This window comes from Ruania halotolerans, from assembly GCF_021049285.1.
Classification (GTDB): Bacteria; Actinomycetota; Actinomycetes; order Actinomycetales; family Beutenbergiaceae; genus Ruania; species Ruania halotolerans.
In genome coordinates, this window is record NZ_CP088017.1 from 2,948,883 (window position 1) to 2,972,983 (window position 24,101).

The 24,101-nt window shown below is 68.0% G+C and carries 24 protein-coding genes and 1 tRNA gene; 7 read left to right on the plus strand and 18 right to left on the minus strand.

Features of this window, described 5'->3' with window-relative positions:
* Window positions 1-144 precede the first annotated feature (144 nt).
* Window positions 145-858 carry an HAD family hydrolase gene (locus LQF10_RS13150; protein ID WP_231064289.1) on the minus strand — a complete coding sequence of 238 codons (714 nt, stop codon included), beginning with the start codon at window positions 856-858 and terminating at the stop codon, window positions 145-147.
* Between the two features lie 23 nt (window positions 859-881).
* Between LQF10_RS13150 and LQF10_RS13155 the strand changes: the two genes are divergently transcribed.
* The 3 genes from LQF10_RS13155 (at window position 882) to LQF10_RS13165 (ending at window position 2,109) form a co-directional block, all read left to right on the plus strand.
* Window positions 882-963: transfer RNA gene (locus LQF10_RS13155), tRNA-Leu, on the plus strand.
* A gap of 193 nt (window positions 964-1,156) precedes the next feature.
* Window positions 1,157-1,696 carry an NUDIX hydrolase family protein gene (locus LQF10_RS13160; protein ID WP_253073033.1) on the plus strand — a complete coding sequence of 180 codons (540 nt, stop codon included), beginning with the start codon at window positions 1,157-1,159 and terminating at the stop codon, window positions 1,694-1,696.
* 77 nt (window positions 1,697-1,773) lie between these two features.
* Complete coding sequence (locus LQF10_RS13165; RefSeq protein ID WP_290371167.1) at window positions 1,774-2,109, plus strand: DUF3054 domain-containing protein; 336 nt, start codon at window positions 1,774-1,776, stop codon at window positions 2,107-2,109.
* Window positions 2,110-2,137: 28 nt separating this feature from the next.
* On the opposite strand, the gene LQF10_RS13170 is transcribed toward LQF10_RS13165, so the two are convergent.
* A complete protein-coding gene (locus LQF10_RS13170; protein WP_231064291.1) occupies window positions 2,138-2,641 on the minus strand; it encodes a GNAT family N-acetyltransferase in 504 nt (167 codons plus the stop codon).
* Between the two features lie 94 nt (window positions 2,642-2,735).
* Here LQF10_RS13170 and LQF10_RS13175 point away from each other — a divergent pair, with 94 nt between their 5' ends.
* A complete protein-coding gene (locus LQF10_RS13175; RefSeq protein ID WP_231064292.1) occupies window positions 2,736-3,680 on the plus strand; it encodes a type IV toxin-antitoxin system AbiEi family antitoxin domain-containing protein in 945 nt (314 codons plus the stop codon).
* Between the two features lie 60 nt (window positions 3,681-3,740).
* On the opposite strand, the gene LQF10_RS13180 is transcribed toward LQF10_RS13175, so the two are convergent.
* Genes LQF10_RS13180 through LQF10_RS13190 form a run of 3 tightly spaced genes read right to left on the minus strand, consistent with a single transcriptional unit; the run spans window position 3,741 to window position 6,930 of the window.
* Entirely contained in the window at window positions 3,741-4,625 is an 885-nt protein-coding gene (locus LQF10_RS13180; RefSeq protein ID WP_231064293.1) for a carbohydrate ABC transporter permease, read from the minus strand.
* A 2-nt stretch (window positions 4,626-4,627) separates the two neighbouring features.
* Entirely contained in the window at window positions 4,628-5,575 is a 948-nt protein-coding gene (locus tag LQF10_RS13185; protein WP_231064294.1) for a carbohydrate ABC transporter permease, read from the minus strand.
* On the minus strand, window positions 5,572-6,930 hold the full coding sequence (locus LQF10_RS13190; RefSeq protein ID WP_231064295.1) for an ABC transporter substrate-binding protein: 1,359 nt from the start codon (window positions 6,928-6,930) through the stop codon (window positions 5,572-5,574). Before LQF10_RS13190 ends, LQF10_RS13185 begins: the two co-directional genes overlap by 4 nt.
* Window positions 6,931-7,185: 255 nt before the next feature.
* Here LQF10_RS13190 and LQF10_RS13195 point away from each other — a divergent pair, with 255 nt between their 5' ends.
* Window positions 7,186-8,115 (plus strand): sugar-binding transcriptional regulator, encoded by a 930-nt coding sequence (locus LQF10_RS13195; protein WP_231064296.1) that lies wholly within the window; start codon window positions 7,186-7,188, stop codon window positions 8,113-8,115.
* Here the strand turns inward: LQF10_RS13195 and LQF10_RS13200 are convergent.
* From LQF10_RS13200 to clpS, 8 genes are all read right to left on the minus strand, one after another.
* On the minus strand, window positions 8,105-9,589 hold the full coding sequence (locus LQF10_RS13200; protein ID WP_231064297.1) for a mannitol dehydrogenase family protein: 1,485 nt from the start codon (window positions 9,587-9,589) through the stop codon (window positions 8,105-8,107). The genes LQF10_RS13195 and LQF10_RS13200 overlap by 11 nt on opposite strands.
* A 102-nt stretch (window positions 9,590-9,691) precedes the next feature.
* Window positions 9,692-10,333, minus strand: coding sequence for an RdgB/HAM1 family non-canonical purine NTP pyrophosphatase (rdgB, locus tag LQF10_RS13205; protein WP_231064298.1), 642 nt, complete (start codon window positions 10,331-10,333; stop codon window positions 9,692-9,694).
* 5 nt (window positions 10,334-10,338) lie between these two features.
* The gene (gene rph / locus LQF10_RS13210; RefSeq protein ID WP_231064299.1) at window positions 10,339-11,130 is read right to left on the minus strand and encodes a ribonuclease PH; all 792 of its coding nucleotides are present in this window, start codon (window positions 11,128-11,130) and stop codon (window positions 10,339-10,341) included.
* 177 nt (window positions 11,131-11,307) lie between these two features.
* Window positions 11,308-14,004, minus strand: a complete 2,697-nt coding sequence (locus LQF10_RS13215) for a phosphoenolpyruvate carboxylase (protein WP_435531403.1) — start codon at window positions 14,002-14,004, stop codon at window positions 11,308-11,310.
* A 235-nt stretch (window positions 14,005-14,239) separates the two neighbouring features.
* Window positions 14,240-15,013 carry an MBL fold metallo-hydrolase gene (locus LQF10_RS13220; protein WP_231064300.1) on the minus strand — a complete coding sequence of 258 codons (774 nt, stop codon included), beginning with the start codon at window positions 15,011-15,013 and terminating at the stop codon, window positions 14,240-14,242.
* Window positions 15,010-15,855 (minus strand): glutamate racemase, encoded by an 846-nt coding sequence (gene murI / locus LQF10_RS13225; RefSeq protein ID WP_231064301.1) that lies wholly within the window; start codon window positions 15,853-15,855, stop codon window positions 15,010-15,012. The genes LQF10_RS13220 and murI overlap by 4 nt, the downstream gene beginning before the upstream one ends.
* A gap of 39 nt (window positions 15,856-15,894) precedes the next feature.
* The gene (locus LQF10_RS13230; RefSeq protein WP_231064302.1) at window positions 15,895-16,530 is read right to left on the minus strand and encodes a DUF2017 domain-containing protein; all 636 of its coding nucleotides are present in this window, start codon (window positions 16,528-16,530) and stop codon (window positions 15,895-15,897) included.
* Entirely contained in the window at window positions 16,520-16,846 is a 327-nt protein-coding gene (gene clpS, locus LQF10_RS13235; protein WP_435531404.1) for an ATP-dependent Clp protease adapter ClpS, read from the minus strand. Before clpS ends, LQF10_RS13230 begins: the two co-directional genes overlap by 11 nt.
* Before the next feature lie 77 nt (window positions 16,847-16,923).
* Between clpS and LQF10_RS13240 the strand changes: the two genes are divergently transcribed.
* Window positions 16,924-18,264: a nicotinate phosphoribosyltransferase gene (locus LQF10_RS13240; RefSeq protein ID WP_231064303.1), complete on the plus strand. Its 1,341-nt coding sequence runs from the start codon at window positions 16,924-16,926 to the stop codon at window positions 18,262-18,264.
* Between the two features lie 108 nt (window positions 18,265-18,372).
* On the opposite strand, the gene LQF10_RS13245 is transcribed toward LQF10_RS13240, so the two are convergent.
* The 5 genes from LQF10_RS13245 to LQF10_RS13265 are packed head-to-tail and all read right to left on the minus strand — an operon-like array spanning window position 18,373 to window position 22,889.
* The gene (locus LQF10_RS13245) at window positions 18,373-20,175 is read right to left on the minus strand and encodes a DEAD/DEAH box helicase (RefSeq protein ID WP_231067343.1); all 1,803 of its coding nucleotides are present in this window, start codon (window positions 20,173-20,175) and stop codon (window positions 18,373-18,375) included.
* A 23-nt stretch (window positions 20,176-20,198) separates the two neighbouring features.
* A complete protein-coding gene (locus tag LQF10_RS13250) occupies window positions 20,199-20,543 on the minus strand; it encodes a DUF3039 domain-containing protein (RefSeq protein WP_231064304.1) in 345 nt (114 codons plus the stop codon).
* Between the two features lie 50 nt (window positions 20,544-20,593).
* Window positions 20,594-21,184, minus strand: coding sequence for a GNAT family N-acetyltransferase (locus LQF10_RS13255; RefSeq protein ID WP_231064305.1), 591 nt, complete (start codon window positions 21,182-21,184; stop codon window positions 20,594-20,596).
* On the minus strand, window positions 21,181-21,984 hold the full coding sequence (locus LQF10_RS13260; RefSeq protein WP_231064306.1) for an ABC transporter permease: 804 nt from the start codon (window positions 21,982-21,984) through the stop codon (window positions 21,181-21,183). Before LQF10_RS13260 ends, LQF10_RS13255 begins: the two co-directional genes overlap by 4 nt.
* Window positions 21,981-22,889 (minus strand): ATP-binding cassette domain-containing protein, encoded by a 909-nt coding sequence (locus LQF10_RS13265; protein WP_231064307.1) that lies wholly within the window; start codon window positions 22,887-22,889, stop codon window positions 21,981-21,983. The genes LQF10_RS13260 and LQF10_RS13265 overlap by 4 nt, the downstream gene beginning before the upstream one ends.
* Before the next feature lie 89 nt (window positions 22,890-22,978).
* Here LQF10_RS13265 and LQF10_RS13270 point away from each other — a divergent pair, with 89 nt between their 5' ends.
* Window positions 22,979-23,935 (plus strand): TetR/AcrR family transcriptional regulator, encoded by a 957-nt coding sequence (locus LQF10_RS13270; protein ID WP_231064308.1) that lies wholly within the window; start codon window positions 22,979-22,981, stop codon window positions 23,933-23,935.
* Window positions 23,936-24,101: the final 166 nt, after the last annotated feature.

The following is a 24,101-nucleotide window of genomic DNA, read 5'->3' on the forward strand; positions in this document are numbered from 1 at the left end:
CCATCTGGGAGCCCCGCAACGTCATTACCTGACCCACGGCAGCCATGAACACGAGTTGCACGCTACTGACGCCGACGCACCCGCGCTAGAGAACGGGGGTTGCATTCCGGTAAACACTCACTGAACGGTCGAGAGTTGTTCCGTTCAGGATGCGATCTCGCGCCGAGCCCAGGCACGTATCGCCGCGGACAGCCCCTCGAAGGTCGCCGCCGCGTGCGTACTCGGACCGTGCCCGAGGCTGAACCGGTCGATGAAGAATCCGGTGGAGCCGCGGTCCATCGCCGGTCCTACGTCGTTCGCCCAGACGTCGCCCACACTTGCCAGGCGGGCCGGGTCGTTCACCGCGGCCCGAGTAGCGAGGTCGTCGAGGATCTGTGGCATCGTGTCGGGCTTCCCCGCACTGGGCACCACGTGGTCAATGAGCGCCGTCAGCTCGTGTGTGTCCAGCCAGCTCTGCGCGCCCACGAGTGGTGCGTTGGTCACCAGGACCACCTGCGCCCCGGTGGACCGAACGTCGGCGAGGAGGTCCCGGACGCCGTCGGGCGGTCTCGTCTCCCCCTCCCCCGCCTCAAGGCGTGCCCTGGAAGCGAGGTATGCCTCGCTGAGCGTCTCGTTCGGGCACGTGGCCGCGCGTGCCATCGCGGCCACCGCCTGGTAGCCGTCCGCTGCGCCGGGCACTGCTCGGTCTCCGGCAAGGAAGGCCCGGGCGGCCGAGACCAGCGCCATGCCAGGATGACGACGCTGCACCTCCTCGGCGTAGAAGATCACCGGATCGTCGCCGATGCAGAGCGTTCCATCGAAGTCGAGCACCAGGACGGCGGAAGGCGGGGCAGGTTCACGTCGTTCAGTTGTCACCACGGCGACTAGGCTAGGCCCCGCAAGCGCGAGTGGCGTAACTGGCAGCCGCGCAGGATTTAGGTTCCTGTGCCTTCGGGCGTGCGGGTTCGAGTCCCGCCTCGCGCACTGTGACGAAGGAACTGTGCTCAAGCGGGACGAGGAGGAGCGCAGCGACGGCCCCGCCTCGCGCACTGTGACGAAGGAACTGTGCTCAAGCGGGACGAGGAGGAGCGCAGCGACTCCCCGCGCCTCGCGCACTGTCGTGAGCGTCGCGTAGCCGCGTTCGCCAACCCACCCCGCGACGCGATAGAAAGCAGGGGTGAGCAACACGAGTGTCGAAACCGAGGACGGCTGGTTCGAACCCGATGAGTTGGCGGCAGTACGGCGGCGCATGCCGATCCTGTACGTGGACGTCATCCCGGTGCGGGTTGACCCGGACGGTGTGATCCAGCGGGTCGGGATGCTGCTGCGTACCCCGCGAGACGGCGGGATATCCCGGGCATTGGTCTCCGGCCGCGTGATGTTCCATGAGCTCATCCGGGACGCCCTGTCGCGCCATATCGACAAAGACCTCGGACCGATGGCGCTGCCCAGGATCCCGGTCACGCTGACCCCGTTCACCGTGGCCGAGTACTTCCCCACCCCTGGGATCACGCCGTATCACGACCCTCGCCAGCATGCGGTTTCCCTGGCCTACATCGTGCCCGTGGACGGGGACTGCAGCCCCCAGCAGGACGCCTTGGACATCGGGTGGTTCACGCCGGAGGAGGCGGTCTCCCCCATGGTGCAAGCAGACATGGTGGACGGCCACGGCGCCCTGGTGCGTACAGCGCTGGCCACCGTGGGGCGGTTGGTCTGAGCGAGAAGGGAGCCCCGACGGCGCAGCCCGCCCCGGTCGTCGTCGGTCAACCCGCCTGGTCAGCTGGGGCCGATGTGGTGGCGGTGCTGGTGTTCGTCATCGCAGGCCGTGGCACGCATCACGACTCCGGGGTGACCATCGGCACCCTCGGCACTGCATGGCCGTTCCTCGTCGCCCTGATCCTCGGCTGGGCGCTTGCGCGTGCGTGGCGCAGTCCGGTGCGCCCGTGGCCCACTGGCACCGTCGTGTGGCTGGTGACGGCGGCCGGTGGCCTGACCCTGCGCGGCCTCACCGGAGGTGGGTTGTCCGGCGCCTTCCCCCTCGTGACGGTGCTCGCCCTGGGCGGACTCATGGTCGGCTGGCGCGCCGTGGTCGTGCTCTGGCGCCGACTTCGTCCGGCGCGGGTTGCCTGAGTGTCGTGAATCAGGCTGAACGCGACACTCAAGCCACCCTCGTCGAGTGCATCAGGTAGATCAGGTTGCCCTCGCTGCGGTCTCGGCGGAACCCGATCCGGTAGAGAACACGCAAGGAAGCTGCGTTCCACGAGCGCACCGAGGCCCACACCTGGCCGAACCCGGCTCGATGTCCCTCGGCCACCACGGCAGCGGCAGCCGTCGTCCCGAAGCCGCGGCCCTGATCGGGCCAACGGATCTCGAGGCCAAGCTCTGGGTACGGTGCAGTTCGGCCTATCAGGAGGCCGGCCGTGCCGATCATCGTGCCGTCGGATCGACACACGCCGTACCAGGTCACCCCGTGCGAGTCTCGCCGGACCGCACGCCGTTCCAGCCACAAACGGGTCTCCTCGGGATCGCGCACCGGCCCGTCACCGATCGTGTGTGTCTGCGGGTCCGAGAAGATGGCATGGACGTCGGCGTGGTCACCCGGGGTAAGCACACGAAGGGTGAGCTCCCCGGCGGCGAGGACGTCGGACATCTGAGGCACCATCCGCCCACGGTAGCCATGCCATGTCGCTGCTCTGCGCCACCGCGCTATCCACAAGCTCCAGCGCAACGCTCACGTCGTGTGGTGCGATCGGTTCATGGCAGCTCAGCGGATGATCGTGAGCGCGGAGTCTCTCGCCCGGCGTCAGGCCGGCATGATCGGCCACGCCCAGGCCAGGGCGGAAGGGGTCACGGTCGCGCAGCTGCGGAACCTGGTACGGCGAGGCCGCTGGCTCCGGGTCACCCGCGGTGTGTATCGCACGCCGGTGGATACGCTCCTGGACTCGTGGGACGAGGTCAGGCAGCAGGCCGCATGGACGGGTGTGCTGGCCGTCCCAGGTTCGACGGCGGTCGGCATGGCGGCGCTGGCGCTGCAGCAGGTCCAAGGGCTGCCACGGCGGATCCGGCCAGAGGTGGGCGTTTCGCACGGACGGAGCATCACCGGCCCGGCCGGCGTCCTGGTGCGACGTTGTCGCCATCCGATCCCGGCGGTGCTCATCAACGGGTTTCGCGTCGCAACGGTCCCGGTCGCTCTCGCGCATGCGCTGCCCGAGATGAGCCGCCGGGATGCCGTTGCAGTACTGGATTCCGCTCTGCACACGGGGCGGTTGACGTCCGTGGGGATGCGGGAACTCGAGCGGACTCTGCACGGCCGGCGCGGCGCACAGAGAGCGAGAGAGCTGATCACGCTCGCCGACGGTCGGGCCGAGTCGCCATTGGAGACCCGGGCACGACTACTCTTCGTCGACGCGGGGCTGCCACCGCCCGACCTGCAGGTTCGGGTTCACGACCGCGCCGGCCGGGTGGTCGCTCGCGGCGATCTGGGGTGGCAGCGATCGGACGGCACGTGGGTGATCGTCGAGATGGATGGCCGTGGGGTGCACGGGACACCGACGGCCGTCTACCAGGACCGAAGCCGCCAGAACCGCATGGTGCTGAGCCGGCAGGTCACCATCCTGCGGTTCACTGATCAGGACCTGGACGACGGCAGCGCCGTGGAAATGATCGGCCGCGCGCTGTGCCACCCCGCGAGGGTTGCCTGAGTGTCGAAGTACGCGCGAAACGCGACACTCAGCCAACCCACCGCGAGGCGTGCGGCGTGACTACTTGATCGCACCCATGGAGAGTCCGCGCACCAGCTGCTTCTGCGCCACCCACCCGGCGATCAGCACCGGCAGGGAAGCCAGCAGGCTCGCAGCGGAGAGGCGGGCCAGGAACAGGCCCTCACTGGTCATCGTGGAGGTGATGAAGATCGGCACTGTCGCCGCCCTGGCGGCGGTGAGGTTCAGGGCGAAGAAGAACTCGTTCCAGGCGAAGATCACGCAGATCAGCGCCGTCGCGGCCAATCCGGGCGCGACCATCGGGATGAGCACGGCGCGCAGCGTGCGCATCAGCCCCGCACCATCCATGGACGCAGCCTCGAGCACCTCACCGGGGATCTCCTGGAAGAACGAGCGCATCATCCACACCGCGATCGGCAGGTTCATCGCGGTGTACAGCACCACGAGGGTCCAGATCGTGTCGAGCACGTGCAGCCGGCCTGCGATCACGTAGATGGGCACGATTACGGCCACCACCGGCAGCATCTTGGTGGACATGAAGAAGAACAGCACATCGCTGGTCTTCTTCACCGGCCGGATCGCCAGAGCGTATGAGGCCGGTACCGCCAGCGCGATCACCAGCAGCGTGGAGACGCCTGTGGCGATCAGGGAGTTCGCGAAGAACACCCCCGCTCCGCCGTCGATCACCGCGCGGAACTGGTCCAACGTGGGCGTGAAGAACCACGTGGGTGGATTGGAGGCTGCTTCACTCTCCTGTTTGAACGCCGTCAGGGCCATCCAGGCCACCGGGAAGAAGAACGCGATCGCCACCACCCAGGTGAGCACGGTGAGCAACCCGCCACCTAGTCCCGCGCCCCGGTCCGGGCGAGGGGCACGGACCGCGGCGGGGCCGGCGGAACTACGAATGTCAGGGGACGTCGTCGTCATCATCAGTCCTTCTGCTCGAAGCTGCGGAAGATCACGCGCAGGGCGAAGGTGGCCACGATGATCGTGGCGATCACCACCACCACACCCATCGCGGCGGCCTGGCCGATGTCAAAGCCGAGGAACGCCCGCTGGTAGATGTAGAACGGCAGGTTCGCGCTCGCGGTACCGGGACCGCCCGCCGTCATCAGATAGATCTGGTCGAAGGTGTTCACCACGTAGATCGCACCGAGCAGCACACCCAGTTCGATGTAGCGCCGCAGCTGCGGCAACGTGATGGACACGAACGTCTTGCCCCACCCAGCCCCGTCCATCTGGGCCGCCTCGAGGACGTCCTTGGGCTGGGCCTGCAGTCCGGCCAGCACCAACAGCATCATGAACGGCGTCCACTGCCAGACCAACGCGATCAGGATGCTCAGCACCGGGTAGGTGGAGGTCCAATCGACCGGGTTGATCCCGACCAGTCCGATCAGCCAGTTCACCATGCCGTAGGTGGGGTTGAGCATCGAGACGCTCCAGATCATCGCCCCGGCCACCGGCATGATCAGGAACGGCGTGATCAGCAGCGTGCGGGCCAGCCCCTGTCCCACGAACTTGCGGTCAAGCAGCAGCGCGAGGCCGATGCCGAGAATCATCGCCGCCAGCACACAGCCGAGCGTGAACACCACGCTGTTCACGGCGGCCTGGCGGAACGTGGAGTCCGCGAACAGATCGGCGTAGTTGGATAGCCCCACGAACCGGTCCGCACCCGGGCGGAGCAGGTTCCAGGAACGCAGTGAGTACCAGATGGTCACCAGGAACGGCACCTGGGTGACGATGATGGTGAAGATCAGCGCCGGCAGCAACGGTGCCCGGCGGCGCCAGGCCTCCCCGCGTTCGATCTGCGCCGGCGTCTTGACATTCGCGCGACGCTCAGCCTCGCGGCGCTGGTGCTTCTCGACCAGAGTGCTCATCGGTCCGCCCCTTCGGAGTACGAATCAGCCACAGTCTCGGCATAACGCTGGGACTGCTCGAGTGCGTCGTCCACGGTGATCTGGCCCGCGATCGCTGCGGAGATCTGCTGACCCACTCGGGTGCCGAGATCCTGGAACTCCGGGATCCCCACGAACTGGATACCTGGGTACGGCACCGGCTCGGTGAAGCTGTTCTCCGGACTGGCAAGCCCCATCGAGGTCAGCGTGGGCTCGGAATACGCCTCGGCAATCTCCGCGTACTCGGGAATCTCGTAGGTGGAGAGCCTGCTGCCCGGGGGCACCCGCTCCCAGCCGAGCTCGTTGCCGACGAGTTGGATGTAGTCCGGGCTGGTCATCCAGGAGACGAACTCCCACGCGGCGTCGGTGTGCTCGCTCGTTGTCGGGATGGCCAAGGACCACGAGTACAGCCAGCCGGCGGACTCGGTTTCCTGGACCGGTGCGGGCACGTAGCCGACGTCGCCGGCCACCGTCGAGGAGGACGGGTCCTCCACGCTGGAGACCATCGAGGTGGCGTCGTACCACATAGCGGAGTTGCCCTGGGAGAACCGGGTCAGGCAGTCGCCGAACCCCGAGGTGGCGGCGCCCGGCTGGCCGGACTCGCGCACCAGGTTCACGTAGTCACTGACGGCGGCGTGTACTTCGGGTGAGTCCAGTTGGGCATTCCAGTCGGAGTCGAACCAGCTACCGCCGTAAGTGTTCATCACTGTGGTCAGCGGTGCCATCACCTCGCCCCAGCCGGCCAGCCCCCGCAGGCAGATTCCGGAGAACCCGGCCCCAGGATCGTGCAGTTGGACAGCCAGGTCGCGTACTTCGGCCCACGTGGGGCGCTCCGGCATGGTCAGGCCCTGCTGGTCGAACACGTCCTGGCGATAGGCCAAGAACGAGGACTCCCCGTAGAAGGGCACCGAGTAGAGGTCGCCCTCATAGGAAAGTGCCTCGGCCACGCTCGGCACGAAGTCGTCGGGGTGGTAGCCCTCAGTCTGCTCGGCGTGCGGCTGCAGGTTCTCGATCCAGCCATTGGCAGCCCACATCGGAGTTTCGTAGTTGGAGATCATCACCACGTCGAACTCGCCACCACCGGTGGCCACGGAGGCGGTGATCTTTGCCCGTGCCTCATTCTCCGGCAGGCTGACGAAACGAACGTCGATGTCGGGGTGCTCGGCGCGGAACTCATCCTGCAGCGAGATCGCGTCCTGCATCTGCGGGTTCGAGACGATCGCGACCACGATCTGCTCAGTGCCCTCCCCTCCACCGACGGCGCCGGCTCCCGCGCACCCGGCCAGGGCGAGCGACGCTGTACCAGCGACGGCGGCGATGCGGTGCCGGGTGCTCAAGCGGGACCGAATCGAACCCGCGCTGCTGTCATTGGGGCCCACTGGTGATCGTCGCCTCTCGGGCGCCGGGCGGGCCGGCTGATCTGGGAACATCGTCGTCCTTCGCGTCAGTGCGGTCACGGCCGCGCGCTGCCTCTCCAAGCTGGTTCGCTCATCTGATACGAGGCGGTGCGCTCATCTGATACTGGCACCATAGTCCGATACACTCAGATGAGCAAGAGCGCGGCGCCCATCTGTTCGGCGGGAGGAGAGCACATGGATCACAGCGAGCTGATCCTGATGCGTGACGTGAGCATCGACTTCCACCTCGAAGGCAAGTCGAAGGTGGAGATCGCCAAGGAACGCGACCTGTCCCGGTTCCAGGTCGCGCGATTACTGAGCAGTGCACGGGACCTGGGCATCGTCCGCATTGCCATCTCCCTACCGGAGGAGTCCGACTCCGAACTCGGTGCGCAACTCAGCGCCGAACTGGGCGTTGACGTATCGATCAGCCCCTCCCACTCGGACGTCGGGCAACGCCGCGAGCTCCTCGCCCGCACCGTGGCACGCGCGGTGCGTGATCGCGTCCGGGAGGGGATGACCGTCGGGATGTCCTGGTCCCGCACCATCGAGGCCGCCGCCCAGTACATCGACCAGCTCGCACCGTGCGAGATCGTCCAGCTCGTCGGTGCACAACCGGTTCAGGGCAGCGGCGACTCTCTCGAGCTCATCCAACGTTTCAAAGCGATGCCCGGCGTCCGCACCTGGCCCATCTGGGCGCCCCTGGTGGTCCGCGATGCGGCCACCGCCACCGGACTGCGCGAACAGCCACAGATCGCCGAGGCGCTCGCCAAGGCCGGCTCCCTCGACCTGGCCGTCGTGGCCATCGGCGGGTGGTCCCGGCCCACCTCCACGGTGTATCCGAACCTCAGCGATGCTGACCTTGAGGCAGCGCGTGCTGGTGGAACGGTCGGGGAGTGCTCGGGCCGGCTCTTCGACGCCGATGGGCGCGAGGTACAGACCCCATTGGACGAGCGCGTCGTGGCGGTCACCCTGGAACAGCTGCGGCGCACCCCTGAGGTGATTGCGTGCGGATTCGGCGCACCGTGCGCCCCGGCCGTGCGAGCCGCTGTGCGCGGTGGGTTCGCCTCTGCGCTGGTCCTGGATGCGGAGTGCGCGCAGGCGATGGTCGCGGTCAGGAGCTGACGGCGTTCACCAGTTCGGTGACGGTGGCCCGCGCCCCGCGGGTGTGGAGTGAGTCCAGGGCCCACCGGTAGGCGGTGACGAACCGCTCGTTGTCGACGAGGTCGGCGAACAGATCGCGATCCCGGATGAAGGCGAGATCATCGCTGACCTGCGCGAGCGCCGCGGCGTGCACGCGATCGGCGATCCGGTCCACGATCTCGATCGGCTCACCCTGCTCATCGACTCCCTCCGCGTATCGCGCCCAACTCGCCACCACGGCAGCGGAGAGGGTCACGTCACCACCGGCGGCGAGGTTCTCGCGGATCACGGGGACCAACCAGGTGGGGATCCGGTCAGAGGACTCCGCACAGAGCCGGGCCACCGTGTCCCGCACCGCAGCGTTGGAGAATCGCTCGATCAACGTGGACTTGTACGTCTCCAGGTCCACACCGGGGACGGGCCGCAACGTGGGAGTACCCTCCCGGTCCATGTAGGCACGCAGGAATTGGGCAAACAGCTCGTCCTGGCAGACTTCGTGCACGAGCCGGTAGCCGGAGAGGTAGCCCACGTACGCGAGCGCCTGGTGGCTGGCGTTGAGCAGGCGGAGCTTCATCAACTCATACGGGGTGACGTCATCGACCACCTGCACCCCGGCCTCCTCGTACGGCGGGCGCCCGGAGACGAAGGAGTCCTCGAGGACCCACTGGGTGAACGGTTCGGTCACCACGGGCCAGGCATCCTCAATGCCGAACGTCTTGGCCACGTGGGCGCGATCGTCGTCGGTGGTCACTGGGGTGATGCGATCGACCATCGAGTTCGGAAACGGGACAACGCGTTCGATCCAGTCGGCGAGATCGGGATCCTTGGCGCGGGCGAACGCGCAGAACATCCGGTGCGCCACCTCGCCGTTGCCCTGGATGTTGTCGCAGCTCATCACAGTGAAGGGCGGCGTGCCGGCCTCTCTCCTGCGGCGCAGCGCTTCGACCACATACCCGAACGACGTGGTGGGGGCGGCGCCGGGCTCAAGATCGGCCCGGACAGCCGCATTCTTCAGATCGAACTCCCCGGTGACGGGGTGCACGTTGTACCCGCCCTCGGTCACGGTGAGGGAGACGATCCGCACCGCGGGATCCACCATCCGTGACAGGGCTGCCTCGGGGTCATCGGGGGCGAAGACGTAGTCTGCGATCGAACCAATCACGCGCGCCTCGCTGCGCCCGTCAGGGTGCTTGGCCACCAGCGTGTACAGGCCGTCCTGAGCGAGCAACGCATCACGCATCCGCACATCGCCCGGCAACAGGCCGAGTCCGCAGATCGCCCAGTCGAGCGCCTTACCCTCGGCCATCAGGCGATCGAGATACATCGCCTGATGAGCGCGGTGAAACCCGCCCACACCGATATGGACGATCCCGACGGCCAACTCGGAGCGGTCGTACTCGGGAACGACCACGGTCGGGTCGAGGTCGGGCAAGGTCTCATCGCTGAGGGTGGGCATCACGGCTCCTGACGTCGGCTCGTGCACCCGAGATTATCAGATGAGCATCGATCTGCGATCAAATGAGCAAGCAGTGCGGGGTCCTCGCCGGATCAGCTCAGGTCATCGACCCAGGACGGCCGCAACGTGCGGGGCGATCGCCCGGAACGCCTGGCCTCGATGCGAGATCGCGTTCTTCTCCTGCGGAGTGAGCTCCGCACAGGATCGGCTCTCCCCATCGGGCCGCAGGATCGGGTCGTACCCGAAACCGCCCTCCCCGCGCGGGGCGGTGAGCAGGCTACCCCGCAGGTGCCCGAGCTCCACGTGCTCGGTGCCTTCTGGGGTCACCAAGGCGGCGGCACACACGAACCCGGCGGCCCGGTGTTCCTCCGGCACATCGGCAAGCTGAGCGAGCAACAGGTCGAGGTTCGCCCGATCGTCCCCGTGCACACCGGCCCAGCGGGCGGAGAAGATGCCGGGCGCGCCGCCAAGCACATCCACAGCCAGGCCGGAATCGTCGGCCAGCGCTGGAACGCCCGTGTGAGCCACGAGGGCACGTGCCTTGATCAGCGCGTTCTCGGCAAATGTCACGCCGTCTTCGACGGGCTCGGGTGCACCGACCTCGCCAGCTCCCTGAATCCGGGCACTGTCATCGGAGACGATCCCGGCCTCAGCGAGAATGGCGCGCAACTCGGCCACCTTGTGGGCGTTGTGCGTGGCCAGGATGAGGAGAGGCTCGGGCGCGTGGCCTGCTCGGGTGCCCATCGCCGTCAGGAGTCGAGCGGACCGGGCGTGGCCCGCCGGGTCAACGGCTCGGTCAACGCTGTCTGCTGGAGTTCGGTCAGACGAGCCGTGCCGGCCACGGCCAGGTCGAGCAGCGAGTCCAACTCACCGCGGTGGAACGGTACGCCCTCCGCTGTGCCCTGGACCTCCACGAACGAGCCGGCCCCGGTCACTACCACGTTCATATCCGTCTCGGCACGCACATCCTCCACATAGGGCAGGTCGAGCATCGGTGTGCCATCGATGATGCCCACGCTGACGGCGGCCACCGAATCGGTCAGGACGATGTCGTTCTTCGCGACGGCGCCGTTCTCCCGGCCCCAGGCGACGGCGTCGGCAAGGGCGACGTAGGCGCCGGTAATCGCGGCCGTACGGGTGCCACCGTCGGCCTGCAGCACGTCACAGTCGAGCACGATGGTGTTCTCCCCGAGTGCGGAGACATCGATGATGGCGCGCAGTGAGCGGCCGATCAGCCGGGAGATTTCATGAGTGCGCCCGCCGATCTTGCCCTTGACTGACTCGCGGCCGGAACGGGAGTTCGTGGATCGGGGAAGCATCGCGTACTCCGCGGTCACCCATCCCAAGCCGGAACCTTTGCGCCAGCGCGGCACGCCTTCGGTGAAGGAGGCGGTGCACAGCACCCGCGTGCCGCCGAACTCCACGAGCACACTGCCTTCGGCCTGGTCGGACCATCCGCGGTGAAAGGACACGGGGCGGAGCTGGTCGGGTCGGCGGCCATCGGCGCGGGCAATCGCTGTTGTCGCTGTGCTCTCAGTCATGGCATCGAGCCTACGGCAGCGGGCGCCGTGCTCTTCGTTCGTCGCGCTCGGCCGACGGCAGGCTCAACCGCAATGCACCCAACCAGCAAGCACACCCAACCGACTGCAGGCTGAGAGAGCCCCGCCCCGGGTGACCGCGTGGGTCGCCCGGGGCGGAGTTGTATACGGAACTGACACTCAGCCGGTGTTCTGCAGACCGGCGGCCACCCCGTTCATCGACAGCAGCATGACGCGCCGGATCTGTGCGTCCTCGGCCTGGTCGGAGCCATCCGCCTCACGCAACGCCCGCAGAGCGCGCAACTGGATAAGCGAGAGTGCGTCCACATACGGGCTACGCAGTTGGACCGCCCGGCCAAGCACGCGGTGCCCGGCGAGCAGCCGCTCCTGACCGGTGATGTCCACGATCCACTTCTTCGTCAGCGCGAGCTCGGTGAGCACCAACTCCGCGAGGTCGTCCCGGTCCCCGAGGGCCAGGTAACGGCGTGCGATGCGCTCATCCGTCTTCGCCAGCGACATCTCAACGTTGTCGATCATGGTGGCGAACAGCGGCCAGCGCTGGTACGCCTCCCGAAGTCGCTCCAGGTCACCAACACCGGCAAGCGCGGTGCCGAGGCCGAACCAGCCGGTGAGGTTGATCCGTGCCTGGGTCCAGGCGAACACCCACGGGATCGCTCGCAGATCCTCAAGGGATTCCATGCTCAGTCCCCGCCGGGCCGGGCGGGAGCCGAGCGGCAACCAGCCGACCTCCTCCTGCGGGGTGACCTGACCGAACCAGGCCGGGAAGCCCTCAGAACGCACCAGCTCGTAGAACCGCTCCCGGGAGACCTCGTCCATCCGGGCTGCGACATCGGCGAAATCGCGGGCCGCTGTGGCGTTGCGCTCCTCCACCGTGGGCGTGGACTGCAACAGCGTGGCGGCAGCGACCTGCTCGATATGCCGCTGCGCGATCACCGGGTCGCCGTAGCGGGCGAAGATGACCTCGCCCTGCTCGGTCAACTTGAACCGGCCGTCCACCGAACCCGGGGGCTGAGCGAGCACGGCGCGGTTGGCCGGGCCGCCACCGCGGCCGAGGGCGCCGCCGCGGCCATGGAACAGGGTCAGCGTGACGTCGTGCTTCTTCGCCCACTGGGCAATCCGCTCTTGCGCATCGTAGAGCGCAAGAGTGGCCGACACGGGGCCGACGTCCTTGGAAGAATCTGAGTAGCCGAGCATCACCTCGACGCGACGACCGGTCGCCTCCAGCCGCTGCTGCACCTGCGGCAGCGCGAGCATCTCTTCGAGGACGTCGGTGCTCGCCTGCAGATCGTCGAAGGTCTCGAACAGCGGGATCACGTCGAGCACCGGAGCGTCCTCAGCCGAACCGAGCGCTTCCTCCGCGAGCCGGTACACCGCTGCGATATCGGCCGCGCAGGTAGTGAACGAGATGATGTACCGGTGTGCGGCGAGTTCGCCGTGGCGGCGCTGGATGCCAGAGATCGTGCGCAACGTTTCCAGCACCTCCTGGCTTCGCTCGCTCAGTTCCCCACCCGCGTCGATCTCTTCGAGAGTCTGGTTGTGCACCTGGGAATGCTGACGGACTTCAAGCTCGGCGAGGTGGAACCCGAAGGTCTGCACCTGCCAGATGAGATCCTGCACGTCCCCGTAGGCCTGCCGGGCGTCGCCGGCACCGACGAGGGAGGACTGCACCACGGTCAGGTCCGCGAGCAACTCGGCCGGGTCGTCATAGCCGAGGTCGGCATCCCGGCGCCGAGTGGCGGCGATCCGTTCGGCGATCACGAGCATCACCCGGCGGTACGGCTCGTTGGGAGACTTACCGGCGATGTCATCGGTGAGTTCGGCGGAGAGCTGCCGCTGCCGGTTCCACAGGGCATCAAGCTCCTCTGAGGCGGGCGTGGTGTCCGCGCCCAGGGTAAGTGCGCGGCCAATCCGCGCCGCCGCCTTCTCCAGTCCGGTGAGCACATGCTCGGAAGCGATCGCCGCCGCCGACCGCGTGATCGAGGAGGTGACGTTCGGGTTTCCGTCCCGGTCTGCTCCGATCCAACTGCCCAGGCGCACGAAGGCGGGAGCCTGTGGCGGCGTCGGAGCGTCCGGATCCTGCAGCAGGGCGTCCACTGTGCGGTACATCGCCGGCAGCGCGGTGAACAGAGTCTGATCGAAGATCCCCATCGCGGTGCGGACCTCGTCCAGCGGGGTGGGCTTGGTGGCGCGCAGCGGAGAGGTACGCCAGAGCCGGTCGATCTGCGAGATCAGCTCGCGGCGGTTGCCCTCCAGGGCGTTCGAACCCAGGCGTGGGTCGTCCCGCTCGCCAAGCAACTCGGAGATGCTACGGATGCTGGCAGCCACGGCCCGTCGACGCGCCTCAGTGGGGTGCGCGGTCAGGACGGGACGGAACTCCAGACCAGCGATCCGCCGTCGGGCCTCTTCCTCTCCGAGTTCCTTGGTGAGGAACGCCCAGGCGCTGCGCAGCGAGTCCTCCGGCGGGCGGCCGGGGTCGATCGAGCCAGTGTCACGAGCGCGCAGCGTGCGCACTCGGTGGAACTCCTCGGCCAGGTTCACCAGGTGGAAGTAGCAGGTGAAGGCTCGGGCCACCTTCTCGGCGCGGTCCAGGCTGAAAGACTCCACCAGCGCTTCGGCGTGTGTGAAAGCCTCGGTTCCACCATCGTCGTAGGCGGAGATGGCCAGCTCACGCAGGCGCTCGACATCGGCCAACAGCTCTGGTCCACCGCTCTCGGTGAGCACGGTGCCGAGCAACTCGCCGAGGAGTCTGACGTCATGGCGGAGCGCGTCGGGCATCTCCAGCACTGCCCCGGTGCGGGAGCCGGTGGCGATCCCGTTCGCGGGTGTGGTCACGGTCGCTTCGGGTGCATCGGTCATAGCGTGAGACTACCGAGTCTTTACTAGCCCGTGACACCCGTGTCTGGTGAGTGGACAGTCACACCGGGGTGGGCCGGATGATCCCGGCGCCTACCTGAGCAGGACGCACTCGGCGGCCGCCGAGTGTCCGACTTTTCGGCTATATCTCAATGAATGAGCGAGATTCGCCGCACTCGCGAGAGGTGGGGGTTGGGGGCGGGGCGGGGCGGGTGGTGGGGTCCGTCACACCGCTGCTTCAGAGAATCCAGGTGGCTCCTGGTTCGGCCAGGTCCACCGGGCCCGCGAACTCCGTGAGAGCCTCTGCCCGTGCGGTCTCGCCACAGACCCACGGTTGCACATGCGTGAGCACCACTCGCTTCACCGCGGCCTGGGTGGCCGCCTCTCCGGCCCGCCGGCCGGTGAGATGGATTCCACGCACCACTTCTCGTTCCTCGGTGAACGCCGCCTCGCAGAGGAACAGATCGGCGCCCGCCGCTGCGCGGACGAGTCCGTCACACGAGTCGGTATCGCCGCTGTAGGTGAGCACGCGGGTGCCGCCGCCGCGATCGCTGGGGCCCTCGACGCGGATTGCATAGGCCGTCACCGGATGCAGCACCTCGAACACAGTTACCCGCAGTGGGCCGACCGTTAGCACATGCTCGGGAGTCCATCGGTGGATCTCGAACTGCTCGTCGATGGTTTCACCGTTGCCGCATACCTGGCTGATCCGTTCGGCGGTCTCGGGCGGGCCGTGCACCGGCACTGCCGGGTACGGCCCCTGCGGCCCGTAACGCAGATAGACGTGCATCGCGGCCATGTCGACCATGTGATCGGCATGTAAGTGCGACAAGAGAATCGCATCCACCGACGCCGGATCAGTGTGCCGCAGCAGTTGCCCAAATGCTCCTGATCCCAGGTCGAGCACGAGCCGCCAGGTGCGTTCGCCGTCATCGGCCTCGACCAGATACGCCGACGACGCCGATTCCGGCCCGGAGACCGATCCTGAACAGCCGAGCACCACGAGCCTCATGGCGCCACCCCCACGGCCGGGATCTCGCCGGTGATCTCTGCGGCCGATTCAGCACCCACCTCAGGGCCAAGGAACCGGCGGGCCAGGCGGGTGAACGCTGCCGGGTCCCCCGTGCTGAGGAATCGGTGCTGGACCGAGCCGGAAGCCTGCTGCGGGCGTTCCAGGCCATGCGCCACTAGCGCCGCGTAGACGTCCTTCGCTGTCTCTTCGGCGCTGGAGACGAGCGTGACGGCGTCCCCGGCCACGTACTGCACCACGCCGGTGAGGAGGGGGTAGTGCGTGCAGCCGAGCACGAGGGTGTCCACGTCGGCGGCCAGGATCGGGGCCAGGTACTCGTGGGCCACGTCGAGTAGCTCCGGCCCGGAGGTGACCCCGCGTTCGACGAACTCCACGAAACGCGGCGCCGCCGCGGCGGTGAGCTGCAAGTGCGGGGCTGCAGCGAACGCATCCTCGTAGGCACGCGAGGCGATGGTGGCGCGCGTTCCGATCACGCCGATCCTGCCCGTGCGGGTGGCGGCCACCGCTCGCCGCACCGCGGGCTGGATCACCTCCACTACGGGCACCCCCATTCCCAGGGTGTACCGCTCCCTGGCATCGCGCAGTACTGCTGCCGAGGCGGAGTTGCAGGCGATCACCAGCATCTTGACCCCGGACCGGACCAGATCGTCCATCACCGCGAGCGCATGGGCGCGCACCTGTGCGATGGGCAGCGGGCCGTACGGGCCGTGCGCTGTATCGCCGAGGTAGCGCACGCTTTCGTTCGGGAGCTGATCGATCACGGCCCGGGCGACCGTGAGCCCTCCGACCCCCGAGTCGAAGATGCCGATGGGTGAATCACTCACCCGAGAGAGACTAGAGGCGAGGCCCGACACCCGCAGCGCTCAGTCATCGAGTGTGGGCAGCATCACCTGCAGCAGGGACTCCTGCAGCCAGCTGAGCGCGGAGTAGAGCATACCCAGCGCCTCGCGAACCTCATCCTGGTCCGAACCCCCCGTGCTGCGGCGAAGCGCAGCCCGGTGCAGTTCCTCCGCGTCTTCTTCGGTGCGGATATCGAGCCGCTCGGCCACCACGAGCCGGACGTCATTGAGTGCCCCCGCCCACTCCATTGCATGCTCGGGTGCAACTCGCACCTCACTACCCGGGGCCTGCAGTGCCATCCACACCATCCGCAACCGGGCCGTCTTGGTCTGGCGCAACTCCGCCTCGGTGAGGCGCCGGAACTCGGCGGAGACTTCGTCGTCGGTGACGCTCGCGTCCGGCAGCAGTCGCGCCAGGGCGGGGTCAGCCGGGGTGAGCAGGCCGTCGGCCGACCAGGCCAGGCCTGCCAGCGGATCGGTGGCGGGATCGCCCGGGCGAGAGACGCCGTCGGGCGCTTCTTCCAGCGGCCCCAGGCGCACCCCGAGCAGTTCGCTCGTATCGGCGACCACGCGGGCGAGGATCGTGCGCTCATCACCACTGATCTCGGCCACGAAGGCGCCTCGGCGCCGGGTGAATCCTCGCACGGCCTCAGTCCTCATCCTGGGAGAGCGTGGCCCACAGGCCGTAGGAGTGCATTGCCTGCACATCCACCTCCATCTGTTCTCGGCTGCCCTGGGAGACGGTGCTGCGCCCCTGATGATGCACTTGCAGCATGAGTGAGTGGGCCTTCTCCTCCGAGTAACCGAAATAGCTGCGGAACACGTAGGTGACGTAACTCATCAGGTTGACCGGGTCGTTCCACACGATCGTTCGCCACGGTCGCTCACGGGCAGTGTGCGGTTCCGACTCGATCGCAGAGTCGGCCTCCGGTGTGCTGACTGGCACGGAGCAGGTGGGTGGGCGTAAGAGTGGCACAGTGCCCAGACTACGGATCCGAGTGAGCGCTGGCAGCACCTGCCGCGGCCGGAGCGGCCTGCGGATACCGTGGCCTCATGTCTGCGCCGAACCCACCCAGCACCCAGCACAGTAGTGCGCTACTGACCGACCGCTACGAACTCACGATGCTGCAGGCGGCCCTCGCGGACGGGACGGCCGCCCGCCGGTGCGTATTCGAGGTGTTCACCCGCCGGCTGCCGGCCGGGCGCCGCTACGGCGTGGTCGCCGGGACCGGCCGGGTACTGGAGGCGCTGAGCACCTTCCGGTTCACCGATGTGGAACTGGAGTATCTCCGTGAGGGCGAGATCGTGAACGGCCAGACCCTCGACTTCCTCGCCAACTATCGGTTCACCGGCGAGATCTACGGGTACGCCGAAGGTGAGATGTTCTTCCCCGGTTCGCCCGTGCTCACGGTGGAGGCGTCTTTCGCCGAGGGCGTCCTGCTGGAGACGCTGGTGCTCTCGATCCTCAACTACGACTCCGCCGTGGCCTCGGCCGCCTCCCGGATGACCAGCGCGGCGGGCTCGCGCCCCTGTCTGGAGATGGGCGGGCGGCGCGCGCACGAGAATGCGGCTGTGGCGGCCGCCCGGGCCGCCGTGGTGGCCGGTTTTGCGGGCACCTCCAACCTCGAGGCCGGCCGCCGGTATGGGCTGGCCACGATCGGTACCGCAGCGCACGCCTTCACCTTGCTGCACGACGACGAACCCTCGGCTTTCGCCTCTCAGGTGGCCTCCTTCGGTGACCAGACCACGCTCCTGGTGGACACCTATGACATCGCCGAGGGAGTCCGCCGGGCGATCGCTGCAGCGGGGACCGGCTTGGACGCCGTCCGGTTGGACTCCGGGGATCTGGCCCTGGTGGCCCGCGAGGTTCGCGATCAGCTCGACGGTCTCGGCGCAACGGGTACCAAGATCGTCGTCTCCTCCGACCTGGACGAGCACGCGATCGCCTCGCTCGCGGCGGCTCCGGTCGACTCCTACGGCGTGGGCACCTCCGTGGTGACTGGCTCCGGCGCCCCGACCTGCGGAATGGTCTACAAGCTGGTCCTCCGGGAGAACAGCGGCGGAGCGATGGAGCCGGTGCAGAAGGCATCGGCCTCGAAAGCGAGTGTGGGTGGGCGCAAGAGCGCAGCCCGGCGCACAGACGGCGCGGGGTGCGCCATCGAAGAGGTGGTAATGGGCGGGGCGCAGGCACCCTGGCAACCGGCGGAGGATGATCTTCGCCCGCTCCACCTACCGCTCGTGCTTGACGGCGTGGTGCAGCCAGGCTTCACCGGATCCGAGGGAGTGCGGCGGGCTGCCGAACGCCATGCCGCCTCTCGCGCCGAGCTTTCTCCCTATGCGCGGCGCCTCTCCGCAGGCGACCCGGCGATCCCGACGACGCACATCACCGCCTAGTGGTCATGAGCCAGGACACCTAGTCCGTCCCGATGAGCGCTCACTGCTGCTCCGCGAGAGGGCCGCGCCCAGCACGAGGGCGGCGGGGCCCTGCGAGTCCGGGGCGGGTCAGGACTGGCCGACGAACCAGCGACGCACCTTCGCGATCCGGGTACGCAGGTGCTCGGCCGACGCCGTGGCTACCTCACCGCCGCCAGAGTGCTCACGCAGCCGGGTGTGTACCACCCCGTGCGGAGTCCCACTGCGCCGCGCCCACGCCTTCACCAGCTGGTTGAGCTCCTTGCGCAGTTCAGCCACGACGCGGTGATCATCCACCGGTGCCGGCTCAGCCTGGCCCCGACGCCCGCGGGCAGCCACGTGGTCGGCCTGCCGGGAGCGCAGCAACGTGGTCACCTGATCGGCGTCCAGGAGGCCCGGGATGCCGAGGAAGTCCTGCTCCTCGTCGGAGCCGAGCTCAGCACCCAGACCGAACTCGCCGCCGTCGAAGAGCACCTTGTCGAAAGAGGCCTGCGCCTCGAGGGCCTCGAAGCCGGGCAACATCAGGTCGTCGGGGGCCTTCTCCTCCTTGTTGGCGGCCGCGACCTCGGCATCCTCGGCCGCGAAGATCTCGACCGTCTCATCGCCGACCGTCTTTCGGTCCAGGGCGTGGTCCCTCTCGGTCTCCATCTCGTTCGCCAGCCCTAGCAGGGTGGGCACTGACGGGAGGAAGATCGAGGCCGTCTCGCCGCGCTTGCGGGCACGTACGAACCGGCCCACGGCCTGGGCGAAGAACAACGGGGTGGCCGTGGAGGTGGCGTACACGCCGACGGCGAGGCGGGGCACGTCCACCCCTTCGGAGACCATGCGCACGGCGACCATCCACCGCTGCTCGCCGGAGGCGTACTCCTCGATCCGGCGGGAGGCGTCAGTGTCGTCGGAGAGCACCACCACCGGGGCGGCCCCGGTGATCCGCTGCAGGTGCGCAGCGTAGGCGCGAGCCTTCGTCTGGTCGGTCGCGATCACCAGTCCCCCGGCGTCAGGGACGTGCCGGCGCACTTCGGCGAGGCGACGGTCGGCGGCGGTGAGCACGGACGGGATCCACTCCCCCTGCGGGTCCAGGGCGGTGCGCCATGCCTGGCCCACCATGTCCTTGGTGAGTGGTTCGCCCAGGCGCGCACTGATCTCGTCGCCGGACTTGGTACGCCAGCGCATCTGGCCGGAGTAGGAGAGGAAGATCACCGGTCGCACGACGTGGTCGGCCAGCGCATCACCGTAGCCGTAGGTGTGGTCGGCCTTGGAACGGCGGATACCGTCGACGTCGCGTTCATAGGTGATAAACGGGATCGGGGAGGTATCGGAACGGAACGGGGTCCCGGTGAGGGCGAGGCGCCGGGTGGCGGATTCGAACGCCTCTCGGACAGCATCCCCCCAGGAGAGTGCATCACCGGCGTGGTGCACCTCGTCGAGGATCACCAACGTGCGGGCGTTGTCGGTGCGGGCCCGGTGCAGGTTCGGGTTGGCAGCAACTTGGGCGTAGGTGAGGGCGACGCCGTCGTAGGCCGCCCCCTGGCGCCCCTGGGCGTTGCGGAAGTTCGGGTCGATCCGTATCCCCACGCGACCAGCCGCATCGGCCCACTGGGTCTTCAGGTGCTCGGTGGGCGCCACCACCGTGACTCGCTGCACTACGCGACGTTCCAACAGCTCGGTGGCCACCCGCAGCGCGAACGTCGTCTTCCCCGCCCCTGGTGTTGCCACGGCGAGGAAGTCGCGGGGATCGCGGGCCAGATAGGACTCGAGCGCGGCGGCCTGCCAGGCACGCAATCGGGAGGCGGTCCCCCACGGCGCGCGCCCGGGGTACGCGGGCGGCAGGCTCGAGGCCGCAGCCGTCGACCCTGCCGACGCCTGGGTCTCAGTGGAGGTGGCTGTGTGGATGGCTGCCGAGGAATGCGGCCCGGTCACTTCTTGGAGCCGAAGCCGAAGAAGCCGCGCCGACCACCGGAGGAGTCGTCACCACCATTCCCGCCGCCGTTGAGGCTCTCGAAGATCTCCTTGCAGGCCGGGCAGATCGGGAACTTCTTCGGATCCCGGTTCGGCGTCCACACCTTGCCGCAGAGGGCGACCACCGGACCGCCCGAGACGGCGGCCGCGGTGATCTTCTCCTTCTTCACGTAATGCGAGTAGCGCTCGGCGTCACCCGGCGCCGCTTCTTCGCGGGTCTCCTCGCGCTCCAGCACATCCGTGCCCGGCCCCGAGAGTCGCTCGGATTCCTGCGGCTGTGTGGGAGGGGTGGGCTCGCTCATGGAGCCATTGTACGAATCCTGACGACGTCACGCGCACCGGGTGTCGAGCCTCACCGGCACACACGGATCACTGTCACGTATGCACCGAACCCGGCACGCCGGGCGAACCGGACGGCCCGGCGGGAGTGCTCGACAAATCCGAGCTTGCGATAGAGGCCCAGGGCGGGTGCGTTGGTGTCCTTGATGTCTCGCAGCACGAAGGTGTGATGCCCCGAACTCGCCATCATCTCGGTCAGCAGCGCGGTCGCAACACCCTTGCCCTGGTGCTCGGCCATGGTCCCGACGAACCCGATCTCGGCACGCCCGGGTTCGGCCCCGGGATCCGCGCCCATGAAGGCACCGCGAACTACGAGGTGGCCGATCGTGCCGCGGATCGCACCGAGACTGTTCCGGAACGGCGCCCATCGAGGGGCGAAGACCTCCTGCTTGCCCTCGGTGAGCGTTGCGATCCCGGCCGGGTGACCCTCCACCGACGCGACGTAGAAGCGCTCGGGAATAACGATGTGCTCGAATGCCCTGGCGAGCCGGTCGGTCGAGGTGGAGATGGACGCGAAGTCGTCGGCGAAGGCACTCGCCAGGAGCGTGGCGACAACGTGCCGCGCGGCAGGACCCAGCGAGTCCGCCCGCGTCACCTCGATCATCGCCGGCCCGCCTGACGGGCGAACAGCGTGGCGGACCAGACCACCGCGGCCGCGAGGATCGCGGCCGTCCAGGCCAGCGCAAGCACCGGCGCAGAACCGGCCGGCGTGCCCATCAGGAGGCTGCGCAGCGTCTCGATGACCGGGGTGATCGGCTGGTGTTCAGCGAACCCCCGCAACCAGGTGGGCAGTGTCTCGGCGCCGACGAACGCCGTGGAGAGGTACGGCAGGAACAGCAGCACGAAACCGTAGCCGTTCGCGGCTTCCGGGCTGCCGGTCGCGAGCCCGATCGCAGCAAACAGGTACGTGATCGCGAGAATGTACGCCGCGACCGCCCCGATCGCGAGCAACCACTCACCCACTCCGGCGCTCGGCCGGAAGCCGATCCCGAGCGCGACCGCGAGCACCACTGCGGTGGCGACGAGGTTGCGGACCAGGCTGGCGACGACGTGCCCGGTGACCACCGCCCAGCTGCGGATGGGCAAGGTCCGGAATCGGTCCATGATTCCGGACGCCTTGTCACCGGCCACGTCGATGGCCGTCGAGGAAGCACCGAACCCGGCACAAAGGAGAATGATGCCGGGAACGACATAGTTGACGTAGTCGCCGCTTGGATCGAACGCTCCACCGAAGACGTAGACGAAGAGCAGCATGAGTATCACGGGTAACAGGACCGCCATCAGCATGGCGTCGACATTGCGGATGCTGTGACGCAGGCTTCGCGCGATGAAGATCGCGTCCACGGCCCCGAGTCGCAGGCGTGCGGCCGCCGGCGCAACCAACTGGCTTGCGGGTGCACTCACGAGTGGCTCCTTCCGGTGGTGGCGAGTTCGTGCGTGTCCGTTCCACCGTGACCGGTGAGTGAAAAGAACACGTCATCCAGAGTGGGACGGCGCACCACGAGCTCACCGGTGACGCCGAGCTCGTCGATGGCATCGAGTGCGCGGCGCAGTCCGGCGGACGTTCCGTCGGTCGGTTCGGCGTGAACGACCACACCGCGCCTGTCCCGGACCTCGAGGAGGTCCTCCCCGACCGCTCGTTTGAGTTCGGCCGGCGTTCCCTCAGCGACGATCCGGCCCTCACCGAGGATGGAGACGATGTCGGCGAGTTCGTCTGCTTCCTCCAGGTACTGGGTCGTCATCAGCACCGTGATGCCCTCATGACGCAATGAGCGGATGACCTCCCACAGTTCACGTCGGCTGCGCGGATCCAGCCCTGTCGTCGGTTCGTCGAGGAAGACGACGGGCACGGCAACGATGAGACTGAGTGCGAGATCGAGCCGACGGCGCATTCCGCCGGAGTAGGTCTTCACGCGCCGATGCGCCGCATCGCAGAGACCGAATCTCTCGATCAGATCCGCGGATCGCTTCCGGGCGGCCCGCCCGCGCAGCCCGTGCAGACCGGCCATCATGCGCAGGTTCTCATCGGCTGTGAGCACCTCATCCACCGCGGCCGCCTGCCCGGTGAGGGCGATCCGGCGCCGCACCTCGGCCGGGTCGTCCACCAGGTCGGCACCTGCGACATGCACCGTGCCGGCGTCAGGGCGCACGAGTGTGGCGAGGATCGTGACCAGAGTGGTCTTGCCCGCTCCGTTCGGCCCGAGCAGCGCGTGCACCGTACCGCGCCCCACCCGTAGGTCGACGCCGCCGAGAACCTCGACCTCGCCGAACGACTTGCGCAGCCCGCGCACGTCGATCGCTGCTTGCATGTCCATCTCCTTCCGTCGATGTGTATGAGATAAACAGTATGCGACGTAAACAGATTTGTCTATGCGATAAACAGAACTAGGGTGGGGGCATGGCCGACGACCCCGATGAGCTCGCCCTCCCTCGTGGCATCGCACTCGCGTGGGGGGTCGCGGCTCATCCGCAGCAACGCGGACCCAAGCGTGAACTCAGCCTGGAGCGCATCGTGGACACCGCCGTCGAACTCGCCGACTCCGGCGGCCTCGACGCCGTCTCAATGACCGCCGTGGCGAAACAACTGGGATTCACCACGATGTCGCTCTACCGCTACGTCACGAGCAAGGACGACCTCCTGCTCCTCATGGGCGAGGCGGCGCTCGGCACTCCTCCCCTGAGCATTGCCGAGGCGCCTGCCTGGCGCGACGCGCTGATCCAGTGGCACCGCGAAACCCTGGCCCTGTACGCCGCCCATCCATGGATGCTCGATCTGCCGATCAGCGGAATCCCCAGCACACCGGCCAATCTCTCCTGGCTGGACTCCGCGCTGAGTGCCATGGCCGAGACCCCGCTCGACCCACTCGAGCGGACCGCCGTGCTGCTGTTGATCACCGGTCACGCCCGATGGACCGGCCAAGTTGAACGCGGGTACGACGACCGAGCGCGTGCGGAGGGTGTCTCGCCGGATCACCTCGACCGGCAGGTGGCCGATGCCATCTCCGCGCTCGTCACGGCCGAGCAATTTCCCGCGCTCCGAGAGGCCCTCGATGCCGGCGTGTTCACGGCTGACGCCGACCCGCTCTTCTTCGGCCTCGAGCGTCTGCTCGACGGTGTCGAGCAATATGTAGAGAGTCGCTCCTCCGGAGCCCCGGCCCACGTGCCACCTCCCGAAGCCGTCAGCACCGACGTCTTCCCGAAAGACTCGAAGGTCCGTGAGGCCCGGTCGGTACGCCGGGAGGCTGAGAAGGCGGTGCGCGAAGCGAATAAGAAGCTCCGCGAGGCCGTCAAGCGGGAGCGTGAGGCAGTCTCGCGCGCCCGGGAACGCCAGGCCCGGGAGTCCGCCGCCCACTGACCGCCCTTCCCCCTGCGCCCTGTGCACCGCTCCAGCGAGCCTGCTGCCCCGGGCACCCGCTCGACTGATCGCGTCGCGGCGTGGGGACCACCGCATGAAGACGACGAAGGGGCGCGGGATCACTCCCACGCCCCTTCGTCACGGCGGCCGTCAACGGCCGCCTGAG